Source organism: Pseudomonas cyclaminis, from assembly GCF_015163715.1.
In the GTDB taxonomy this organism is placed as follows: Bacteria; Pseudomonadota; Gammaproteobacteria; order Pseudomonadales; family Pseudomonadaceae; genus Aquipseudomonas; species Aquipseudomonas cyclaminis.
On record NZ_JADDUM010000017.1, the window covers coordinates 21,466 to 32,258 of the forward strand.

Genomic DNA, 10,793 nt, shown 5'->3' on the forward strand with positions numbered 1-10,793 from the left:
CAAATCACGTACTGAAGCGTCACTACGTGAAAACCTGAGCATTAAGGGCGGCGAAAAGTAAGCCTTTCCGTCACCTCGCCGCCTGCTGCCCCTACTGGCGAGCCAGGCGCACATTCTGGAACGCCACATCCTCAGTACTGCGATACGGGTTGATATCCAACCCACCGCGTCGTACGTACCGCGCATACACCGTCAACTTCTCCGGCTTCAGCAGGCGCTGCAGGTCGAGGAAGATCCGCTCTACACACTGCTCATGGAAGTCCGAGTGCTGGCGAAAGCTCACGATGTACTCCAGCAGGCTGGCATGATCCAGCGCATGACCACGGTACTCCACCACCACGCTGCCCCAGTCCGGCTGGCTGGTGACCGGGCAGTTGGACTTGAGCAGATGGCTGTGCACGCTCTCCTCGACGATCCGCGAGTCATCACAACGCAGCAGTTCCGGCCGCGGGTGCTCGTAGCTGCTGACATTGATATCCAGATCGTCAATGCACACGCCCGGCAACGCCATCACACCTTCGGCCTCGATCTCGGCCAGACGGCGAATGCGCACGGTCACCGGCTTGCCGGCGGCGGCGCTCAGGTCGGCGCGCAGGGTCGCTTCCAGGCTATGGGTATCGGCAAAGGCCGTCTGGTTCAGCGAGTTGAGGTACAGCTTGAACGACTTGGACTCGATGATATTCGGCGAATCGGCAGGAATGCTGAACTCGCCAATAGCCACCACCGGCTTGCCCGACGGCAGCAGCCAGGACAGTTCGAAGCAGTTCCAGAAATCCACGCCCTTGTACGGCAGGGTCTCGGCACTCAGGCCCAGCTCGGCCCATTTGGCCGCACGAGGAATCGGGAACAGCAACGACGGCGTGTAGGTGGAGATGTATTCACTGGACTTGCCCAGGGGCGAATGTTCGGCTGCGGGATGCATGGCGGAAACCTGGCTAAATAAACCGCGCCAGTCTACCAGCCTTTGCGCTGCCTCAAAAACCGCACCACCAATCTCCGTAGCTGCCGAGCGCAAGCGAGGCCGCGTTGGCGTCCCCGCATATCGTGGGGTGCCAATACGTCCGCCACGCAGCCTCGCCAAGGCTCGACAGTTGCTACGAGAGGCTATCGGCGGTCATTCGACGTTAAGCTTCCCGACCATGCCAGCCTGGTAATGCCCCGGCAGGTTGCAGGCGAATTCCAGGCCGGTGGCCTTGCTGAACGTCCAGGTCAGCTCAGCGGTTTTACCGGGCTCGACCAGCACGCTGTTCGGGTCATCGTGCGTCATCGCACCATGGCCCATGGCGCTGTGGTCCATCTTGCCCATGCCGGTGGACGTGAGCATGCCGCTGGCCTGCATCTGTAACATTTCTTTCTGATGCGCCGCATGCATCGCCGCGTCGCCGAGGTTGAATTCATGCAGCAACTGGCCTTTGTTGACCAATACAAAGCGCACCGTATCACCGGCTTTTACATCCAGGGACTTGGGCGCAAAGGAAATATCCTGCAGCGTCACTTCCACAGTGCGCGTGGCCTTGTCAGCCGCAGCGGGTTGACCAAACGCGTAGGTGTGGGTCGCATCCGCCATCGCATTGAAACTCAACGCCAACAGGCAACCCGCCAACAACAGGGGTGTACGCAACGTCATCTTTCTTCTCCAAAAATATAAAACCAGCCTGCGCAGCACTCTAAGATTACGCCGCTGCCAGCCAGCTGACTGCTAGATTACAACTTTGTCAGGTTGCGCCCTTCACCTCGCCTCCACGGTATAAAGCCCTCGTCACCCGCTGCCAAGAGTTGCCCATGAAACTGCTGATCGTCGAAGACCAACCGAAAACCGGCCATTACCTGCGCCAGGGCTTGGCCGAGGCGGGATTCACCACCGAACTGGTGGCCGACGGCACCAGCGGCCAGCACCTCGCGCTGACTGGCGACTACGACCTGCTGATCCTCGATGTGATGCTGCCTGGCCGCGATGGTTGGCAGATCCTGCAAGCGGTGCGCAACGCGGGCCTGGACATCCCGGTACTGTTCCTCACTGCCCGCGACGCCGTAGAAGACCGCGTGCATGGCCTTGAGCTGGGCGCCGATGATTACTTGGTCAAGCCGTTTGCCTTCTCCGAACTGCTCGCACGGGTGCGCAGCCTGTTGCGGCGTGGCAGCAGCTCACCGCAGGAAACCGCCCTGCAACTGGCCGACCTGCGTCTGGACCTGATTCGCCGCCGGGTCGAACGGGACGGCCAACGCATCGACCTGACCGCCAAGGAGTTCTCCCTGCTGGAACTGCTGCTGCGCCGCCAGGGCGAAGTGCTGCCCAAGACGCTGATCGCTTCCCAGGTGTGGGACATGAACTTTGACAGCGACACCAACATCATCGAAGTGGCGATCCGCCGGCTGCGCCTCAAGGTCGATGACAACTTCCCCACTAAGCTGATCCACACCGTGCGCGGCATGGGCTATGTGCTGGAGGAACGTTGCAATTGATCAAGCACCTGTCGCTCGCCAGCCGCCTGGCGCTGTTGTTTGCCGCGTGCACGGCGGTGGTCTCGCTGATTGCAGGGGTGCTGTTCAATCAAGCCAGTGAGGCGCACTTTATCGAGTTGGACCAGCAGCAACTCGACAGCAAACTTGTGGCGTTGCGCAGCACCTTGCAGGGCGTCGATTCGCCTCAAGCGTTCACCCAACGCGAGGCGCAACTGCGCGCCGAACTCAGTCGCCAGCCCGACCTTGCACTGCGCATTACCTACGCCGGTCAGCGCTGGCTGGACGATGCCCCAAGCATCAGCCTGCCCACGGCGCCTGGCCTGCACAGCCTGCAAAACGCCGGCACCGACTACCGCGTCTACAACGCGCCCCTGAACGCTGGCCAAGCCGACTCGCCGCAACTGAGCCTGATGCTGGACATCACTCACCACCAACACTTCTTGCAACGCATGCAGCATTTGATCTGGCTCACGGTCGGACTCTGCGCCCTGGCCACCGCGCTCCTCGGCGCCTGGGCGGCACGCAGCGGGTTGCGGCCATTGCGGCGCATGGGTGAAGTGGCCGCCAGCGTGTCGGCTCACTCCCTGACCCAGCGCTTGCCTGAGCAACCTATGCCGATGGAACTGGCGGAGCTGGCCCAGGCCTTCAACGCCATGCTGGGACGGCTGGACGATGCGTTCCAGCGCCTGTCGGCGTTCTCTGCCGATATCGCCCATGAATTGCGCACTCCGCTGTCGAACCTGCTGACCCAGACCCAGGTCATCCTCACCCAGCCGCGCCCGCTGGAGGACTACCGCGAGGCGCTGCACAGCAACCTCGAAGAGCTGCAATGGATGGCGCAACTGGTCAACGACATGCTGTACCTGGCCAAGGCGGATCATGGTTTGTTGATGCCCAAGCGCGAACCTTTGGCACTGGCTGATGAAGTGGAGGCACTGTTGGAGTTTTTTGCGTTGCTGGCGGAGGACGCGCAGGTCTCACTGGTGCGCGAAGGCACTGCCCACACAGTCGGGGATCGCGGCATGTTGCGCCGGGCCTTGTCGAACTTGCTGGATAACGCACTGCGGTTTACCCCGGCGGGCGGCGAGGTGCGTGTGCGCATGAGCGAAGATGAACGGGGTGTGAAGCTGACCGTGGAGAACACCGGCGCAGGCATCCCGGCGAATGTGCTGCCGAGGCTGTTTGATCGGTTCTACCGGGCCGATCCGGCACGGTATGAAGGCAGCAGCGAGCACGCGGGGCTGGGGCTGGCGATTACCCAGTCGATTGTGCGGGCGCATGGGGGGAGGATTTTTTGTGAGTCTGAGGCGGGGGTTACTCGGTTTGTGATTGAGCTACCCAACCAGGATTGATGCAAGCTGGGCGCCCCCGATAGCGGTCTAAAACACTACGAGTATCTCAAGGCATGCGCCGGCTCAATCTTCGCCGCCCGATACGCCGGGTACAACGTCGCCAAAAAGCTCAACACAAAGCCCGCCGTGCAGATCAGCAGCACATCACCACCTTGCAGCTCCGAAGGCAGGTTGCTGACGAAATACACATCCGAACTGAAGATATGCTGCCCGCTCACCCGCTCGACCCAGCCCACCAGCTCACTCACGTTCAGCGCTGCAATCACGCCCAACACGCCGCCGATCAAGGTGCCGACAATGCCAATCACCGTGCCCTGCACCATGAAGATCGCCATGATCTGCCGGGGTGTGGCGCCGATGGTGCGCAGGATCGCGATGTCCGCGCCTTTGTCATTCACCACCATGATCAACGTGGCGATGATGTTGAACGCCGCCACGGCGACGATCATCAGCAACAACAGGCCGATCATGGTCTTTTCCATCTTCATCGCGCTGAACAGGCTGCCCTGGGTGTGGGTCCAGTCATCGGCCTTGTAAGCCGCGCCGAGGCCGGTGGCAATGTCCGTCGACACTTTGGGCGCCGCGTACAAATCCTTCACTGCCAGACGCACGCTCTGCACCTGGTTCGGCTGCCAATGCTGGATTTCTGCGGCGTCAGCCATGTGGATCAACGCCATGGAGCCATCCAGCTCGGCGCCGACCTTGAAGATCCCGACCACGTTCAAGCGCTGCATACGCGGGGTGATACCGCCCGGCGCGGTGCTGATTTCCGGCACGATCAGCGTGAGCTTGTCGCCCACATTCAAGCGAAAACGCCGCGCAGTGATTTCGCCGACCACCACGCCGAACTCGCCGGGCTTAAGGTCTTCGAGTTTACCCTGCACGATGTGCTGGGCCACGATCGACACCTTGCCTTCCTGGGCCGGGTCAACGCCGCTGATCTCGATCGGCTGCATGGCGCCCTTGTAGGAGAACATGCCGTCCATCTGCGTGAATGGCACCGCAGCGGTGACTTGCGGATTCTTCATCGCGGCGGCGGCCACCGGCTGCCAATCATCAATCGGGTTCACACCGACGATAGTGGCGTGGGGCACCATGCCGAGGATGCGCGAGCTCATTTCGCGCTGGAAGCCGTTCATCACCGACAGCACCACGATCATCGCCAACACGCCCAGGGCGAGGCCGATCATCGAGGTCATCGAGATAAATGAAACAAAACGATTGCGGCGCTTGGCGCGGGTATAGCGCGTGCCGATGAAAATCGATAACGGTCTGAACATTCGCGGGCACCGCCTGAAAAATTGAAAAAGCCCGACGCCAGGCGCCGGGCTTGAAACGGGTCAGATGGCGACCAGATGACCTTCCTGCAGGTGCAGCACGCGGTCCATCTGGCGGGCCATGCTCATGTCATGGGTCACGACCAGGAACGCGGTGCGCATCTGGGTGCTCAGTTCCAGCATCAAGTCCTTGATGCCTTGGGCGGTGTGGGAGTCGAGGTTGCCGGTGGGCTCGTCGAGCATTACCAAGCCTGGGTTGTTCACCAGGGCGCGGGCAATCGCCACACGCTGGCGCTCGCCGCCGGACAGTTCGGCCGGTTTGTGCTCCAGGCGATGGCCGAGGCCGACGCGCTCCAGCAAGGCCTTGGCACGCTGACGTGCCTCCGGGATCGCAGTCTTGCCGATCAGCAGCGGCATGCACACGTTTTCCAGGGCGGTGAACTCCGGCAGCAGGTGGTGGAACTGATACACAAAACCCAACGAACGGTTGCGCAGTTGGCCACGGGCCTTTTCATTCAAGGCCGACAACTCTTCACCGGCCAGCCATACGCTGCCCTGGGACGGTGTATCGAGGCCGCCCAACAGGTTCAGCAAGGTACTTTTGCCGGACCCGGAACTGCCGACGATCGCCACGCGTTCGCCCGGATGCAGTTCCAGTTGCAGGTTGGACAGCACCACCACCGACTCAGGGCCTTCCTCGTAGGATTTGCCCAGATTGCGGCAGCTCAGGATTGCTTTTTCACTCATGCCCGATTCACTCATAACGTAAGGCCTGTGCTGGCTGGGTACGTGCCGCGCGCCAGGCTGGATACAGGGTGGCAAGGAAACTCAGGACCAACGCAGCGCCGCCCACCATCAACACGTCCTGGGCCTGAACCTGGGACGGCAAGTAGTCGATGAAGTAGACGTCGGCGTTGAGGAACTTGTGGCCGATCACTTTCTCTAGCAAGGCGATGGCCGCGCTGACGTTCAGCGCGGCCAGAATGCCCACCGCGGTGCCGATCAAGGTGCCGACCACGCCGATCACGGTGCCCTGCACCATGAAGATCGCCATGATCTGCCCCGGTGTGGCGCCTAGGGTACGCAGGATGGCGATATCGCCTTTCTTGTCGTTCACCACCATTACCAGCGTGGAGATGATATTGAACGCGGCGACAGCGACGATCAGCAGCAACAGTAGGCCGATCATGGCTTTTTCCATGCGGATCGCCTGGTACAGGTTGCCGTGGGTACGGGTCCAGTCACGGGCGTAATACTGGGTTTCACCCAAGTGTTGGGCAATGTCCCAGGCGCCGCGCGGGGCGTCGAACAGGTCGTTGAACTTCAGGCGCAGGCCCTGCACTTGGTCCGGCTGCCAGCGCTGCAGGCGGGCCAGGTCGGTGAGGTTGGTCAGGCCGAGGTAGCCGTCGATTTCGCCGGCGCCCACGTGGAAGGTGCCGATCACGGTAAAGCGCTTCATGCGCGGGAACATGCCGGCCGGGGTCACGGTGACTTCCGGCGCGACGAAGGTCAGCTTGTCGCCGAGGCCCACGCCGAGCTTGGCCGCCGCCTTGTCGCCGATCACGATGCCGAAGCTGCCGGGGGCCAGGTCGTCGAGTTTGCCCTGCAACATGAACTTGTCGATGATCGACACGTTGCGTTCCTGGGCCGGATCGATGCCATTGAGCAGGATCTTCTGCACCTTGCCATCATGGGTCAGCAGCCCCTGCATCTGGGTAAACGGCGCAACGGCGACGACCTTGGGGTTCTGCTTGACCTTGGCGGCCAGGCTTTGCCAGTCGTTGATCGGCTCACCGGACTCGATGGTCGCGTGGGGCACCATGCCCAGCACACGGGTGCGCATCTCATGATCGAAGCCGTTCATCACCGACAGCACCACAATCATCACGACCACGCCCAAGGCGAGCCCGATCATCGAGGTCAAGGAAATGAACGACACAAAATGATTGCGGCGCTTTGCACGGGTATAACGCGTGCCAATAAATACGAAGAGAGGTCTGAACATGTCGGGGCTTGTTCGGAGGAAAAGAAGACGTCCCGGTGGCGGGGTCTGGTAAGCAGCTTTACACTCTGACCATTACCGTTACCTGGGGTTCGCCATGTCGACATTAGATGAAGAAGAGCGCCGCGAATACTACCGTATCGACGACATGATCGCACTCCAAATCAAAAGCCTGTCGGCCCCCGAAGCGGCGAGCAAGGAAGTGTTGCTGGATGATTCTCCGCTGTTCAACCTGCTCAGTGAGCTGCACCTGAGCGAGTTCGAAGCCCAGCACCTGCTGCGCCAACTGAGCGAGAAGGACCGCACCCTCGCCGCCTTCCTGCGCGTGCAGAACAAACGCGTGGACCTGCTCAGCCAGATCATGGCACGCGGCCTGCTGGATGAGGTGGGCGCACCGCAGCCGGTGATCATCTCCGAAGGCGGCATCGACTTCCAGCACCCTACCCCCCTGGCCACCGGCGTCCATCTGGCGGTCAAGCTGGTACTGATGCCCCAGGCCCTCGGCCTGCTGCTGCGGGCGCGGGTCACCCATTGCGATCCCAAGGGTGACGGCTTTGACGTGGGCACGGAATTCGAGTCCATGACCGATGCCCAGCGCCAATTGCTGGCCCGCTACATCCTGCAGAAACAGGCCCAGGAACGCCGCCTGGCGCGGGAACAAAGCGACGACCTCTGAATTCGTATTCACTCCGCCAGCCAGTCTGGCGCATAGGAGCAACTGTGACCCTGATTTACGGCCACCGCGGTGCCAAAGGCGAAGCACCGGAAAACACCCTGACCAGCTTCCAGGAGTGCCTCAAGCACGGCGTACGCCGTTGCGAACTGGATCTGCACCTGTCCATGGACGGCGAGCTGATGGTCATCCACGACCCGACCCTCAAGCGCACCACCGACCGGCGCGGCAAGGTCGTCGAGTATTCGGCGGTAGACCTGATGAAGATGGACGCCCGCAAAGGCGGCCCGGGCTGGGTCAAACCGTGCCCGATTCCCCGCCTGGAAGAGCTGTTCGAACAGTGCGACTTCGATCACTGGCAACTGGAAGTCAAAAGCGCCTCGCGCACCCGCGCCGCGACCACGGTGCTGGCAATCCGCGAGATGGCGGTACGTTTCGGCTTGATGGACAAGGTCACCGTGACCTCAAGTTCGCGGGAAGTATTGAAAGCGGCGGTTGATCTCACCCCGGACCTGTCACGTGGACTGGTGGCCGAATACGCCTGGCTCGACCCGCTGAAGGTCGCGCAGAATTACGGCTGTGAGTATCTGGCATTGAACTGGACGCTGTGCACCCCTGAGCGTCTGGAGAAAGCCCAGCGCCAGGGTCTGCATGTGTCCGTGTGGACGGTCAACGAACCTGCGCTGATGCGCAGGCTCGCCGACTTCGGCGTAGATAGCCTGATTACAGACTTTCCCGGTTTGGCCACTGCCACTCTCGGGAATTACTGAAATCGGTCTCCCCGGCCGGCTCAGGCCACCGGCCGGAGCCGCTCAAAAAAGCCGGTTGAGGCCGTCGTAGGCCGCTACACGATAAGCTTCAGCCATGGTCGGGTAGTTGAACGTGGTGTTCACGAAATACTTGAGGGTATTTTGCTCGCCCGGCTGGTTCATGATGGCCTGGCCGATGTGCACGATCTCCGAAGCCTGGTAGCCGAAGCAGTGCACGCCGAGCACTTCCAGGGTCTCGCGGTGGAACAGGATCTTCAGCATGCCCTGGGGCTCACCGGCGATCTGTGCACGCGCCATGCTCTTGAAGAACGCCTTGCCCACTTCGTAAGGCACCTTGGCCTTGGTCAGTTCGTGCTCGTTCTTGCCGATCGAGCTGATTTCGGGAATCGTGTAGATCCCGGTCGGCACGTCGTTCACGTAGCGCCAGCTGCCATTGTCGACAATGCTGCCGGCGGCCGAACGGCCCTGGTCATGCGCCGCACTGGCCAGGCTCGGCCAGCCGATCACGTCACCGGCGCCGTAGATGTTCGGCACGCAGGTGCGATAGTTCTCGTCCACTTCGATCTGGCCACGGCTGTTGACCTTGACCCCGATGTTTTCCATGCCCAGCTTGTCGGTGTTGCCGGTACGACCGTTGCACCACAGCAAGGCGTCGGCCTTGATCTTCTTGCCGGACTTGAGGTGCAGAATCACGCCGTTATCCAGGCCTTCAACCCGCTCGTACTCTTCGTTGTGGCGCACGGTGATGTTGTTGTTGCTGAAGTGGTAGCTCAACGCCTGGGAAATTTCCGAGTCGAGGAAGCTCAGCAACTGGTCGCGGTTATCCACCAGTTCCACCAATACACCCAGGCCGCTGAAGATCGAGGCGTATTCACAGCCAATCACGCCGGCGCCGTAGATGATCAGTTTGCGTGGGGTGTGGCCCAGGCTCAGGATGGTGTCGCTATCGTAGATACGCGGGTGGTGGAAATCGATGTCCGCCGGGCGATACGGACGCGACCCGGTGGCAATGATGATGTGCTTGGCCACCAGCTTCTCGACCACACCGTTGGCGCAGACCACTTCGACGGTTTGCTCGTCGGCAAAACTGCCGGTGCCGAAGAACAGGTCGACGCGGTTACGGGCGTAGTAGCCGGTACGCGAAGCCACTTGTTTGGAGATGACTTTCTCGGCGCTCTTGAGCACGTCCGGGAACGAGAACCAGCGCGGCTCACCAATGGCCCGGAACATCGGGTTGGTGTTGAACTGCATGATCTGGCGGACCGAGTGACGCAAGGCCTTGGACGGGATGGTACCCAGGTGGGTGCAGTTACCGCCGACCTGGCGACGGCTATCGACCATCGCCACCTTGCGCCCTGCCTTCGCGGCGTTCATCGCCGCACCTTCTCCAGCCGGGCCGGAACCCAGTACCACCACGTCGTAGTTGTAGACAGCCATGCGTACTCCTCAGAACAGGCCAGGCGTACGGTTGGACGCCTGGCTAAATCATGCCGCGGCCAGCGGTCATGAAGGACAATTTGGCTCAAGTGTGTGAACCGGGGCACAGTCTATATAAGGGTCAACGCCGCGCACATTAACCCTTGGTCGCGTCGTAGGCCAGTCTTGCCATACTACAGCACGCAAATCAGCGCTGATTTCAGGGGTGGGCCATTATGCGACAACTACTTATCTGTTGGGTGATGATGCTTTCGCTGACCGCTCACGCCAATGATGCGGACCGCCTCAAGCAGGCCGCTTTCCCGGCACAGGTCGAGGAGCTGGTGCTGAAAAACCAGGCGGTGCTCAACTATCTTTGGGCGGATGTGTATGCGGCTGCGCTCTACGCCCCCCAGGCACTGAGTGCAAGACAGGCGTGGGATCAGCAAAAAGCCGTGCGCCTGGCGCTGTATTACTTCAGGGACATCGACCGCAACGACGTGATCAAGGCCGCCACCGCTACTCTGGAGCGCCAACAAGCCAACGGCCGCTTGAAGCCCGAGATTGAAAAGCTGCATGCCAGCTTTCGTGATATCCGCGGTGGTGATCGGTATGCACTGGATTTTCTTCCGGGGCGAGGGTTGAATCTGGAGATTAATGGCCAAGTGGTGTTCAGCAGCAGTAATGATGAACTGGCCAGGACCTATCTGGGTATTTGGTTGGGGCCTAAGGGGTTGTCTGAGAGTTTGCGCGAAAAGCTGCTGAATTGAGTCGACTGATAGGGCTCATGCAAGCCCCCTCCCACATTTTGATCTGTGAACACATTCAGGTGTGGGAGGG

The 10,793-nt window shown here is 61.0% G+C and carries 11 protein-coding genes; 5 read left to right on the top strand and 6 right to left on the bottom strand.

What is annotated here, in order from left to right:
• Positions 1-91: 91 nt before the first annotated feature.
• On the bottom strand, positions 92-922 hold the full coding sequence (queF, locus tag IQK56_RS01910; protein ID WP_150674670.1) for an NADPH-dependent 7-cyano-7-deazaguanine reductase QueF: 831 nt from the start codon (positions 920-922) through the stop codon (positions 92-94).
• Positions 923-1,114: 192 nt separating this feature from the next.
• A complete protein-coding gene (gene copI / locus IQK56_RS01915; protein WP_193862766.1) occupies positions 1,115-1,627 on the bottom strand; it encodes a copper-resistant cuproprotein CopI in 513 nt (170 codons plus the stop codon).
• Between the two features lie 155 nt (positions 1,628-1,782).
• Between copI and IQK56_RS01920 the strand changes: the two genes are divergently transcribed.
• Positions 1,783-2,463, top strand: a complete 681-nt coding sequence (locus IQK56_RS01920; protein WP_122308970.1) for a heavy metal response regulator transcription factor — start codon at positions 1,783-1,785, stop codon at positions 2,461-2,463.
• Positions 2,460-3,815, top strand: a complete 1,356-nt coding sequence (locus tag IQK56_RS01925; protein ID WP_193862774.1) for a heavy metal sensor histidine kinase — start codon at positions 2,460-2,462, stop codon at positions 3,813-3,815. The genes IQK56_RS01920 and IQK56_RS01925 overlap by 4 nt, the downstream gene beginning before the upstream one ends.
• A 35-nt stretch (positions 3,816-3,850) precedes the next feature.
• Here the strand turns inward: IQK56_RS01925 and IQK56_RS01930 are convergent, their stop codons facing one another.
• From IQK56_RS01930 to IQK56_RS01940, 3 genes are read right to left on the bottom strand one after another with little or no spacing between them, the layout of a single operon-like run.
• Entirely contained in the window at positions 3,851-5,095 is a 1,245-nt protein-coding gene (locus IQK56_RS01930; protein WP_099587419.1) for a lipoprotein-releasing ABC transporter permease subunit, read from the bottom strand.
• Positions 5,096-5,155: 60 nt separating this feature from the next.
• Positions 5,156-5,839, bottom strand: a complete 684-nt coding sequence (gene lolD, locus IQK56_RS01935) for a lipoprotein-releasing ABC transporter ATP-binding protein LolD (RefSeq protein WP_024074097.1) — start codon at positions 5,837-5,839, stop codon at positions 5,156-5,158.
• A 7-nt stretch (positions 5,840-5,846) separates the two neighbouring features.
• Positions 5,847-7,097: a lipoprotein-releasing ABC transporter permease subunit gene (locus IQK56_RS01940; protein ID WP_122308968.1), complete on the bottom strand. Its 1,251-nt coding sequence runs from the start codon at positions 7,095-7,097 to the stop codon at positions 5,847-5,849.
• 94 nt (positions 7,098-7,191) lie between these two features.
• On the opposite strand from IQK56_RS01940, the gene IQK56_RS01945 reads away from it, so the two are divergent.
• Positions 7,192-7,770 carry a PilZ domain-containing protein gene (locus tag IQK56_RS01945; protein ID WP_122308966.1) on the top strand — a complete coding sequence of 193 codons (579 nt, stop codon included), beginning with the start codon at positions 7,192-7,194 and terminating at the stop codon, positions 7,768-7,770.
• A gap of 44 nt (positions 7,771-7,814) precedes the next feature.
• Positions 7,815-8,537, top strand: a complete 723-nt coding sequence (locus tag IQK56_RS01950; protein ID WP_193862768.1) for a glycerophosphodiester phosphodiesterase family protein — start codon at positions 7,815-7,817, stop codon at positions 8,535-8,537.
• 42 nt (positions 8,538-8,579) lie between these two features.
• Here IQK56_RS01950 and sthA read toward each other — a convergent pair whose 3' ends face one another.
• Entirely contained in the window at positions 8,580-9,974 is a 1,395-nt protein-coding gene (sthA, locus tag IQK56_RS01955) for a Si-specific NAD(P)(+) transhydrogenase (RefSeq protein ID WP_003189670.1), read from the bottom strand.
• 215 nt (positions 9,975-10,189) lie between these two features.
• Here sthA and IQK56_RS01960 point away from each other — a divergent pair, with 215 nt between their 5' ends.
• Complete coding sequence (locus tag IQK56_RS01960; RefSeq protein ID WP_193862770.1) at positions 10,190-10,723, top strand: chalcone isomerase family protein; 534 nt, start codon at positions 10,190-10,192, stop codon at positions 10,721-10,723.
• The last annotated feature ends 70 nt before the right edge of the window (positions 10,724-10,793 follow it).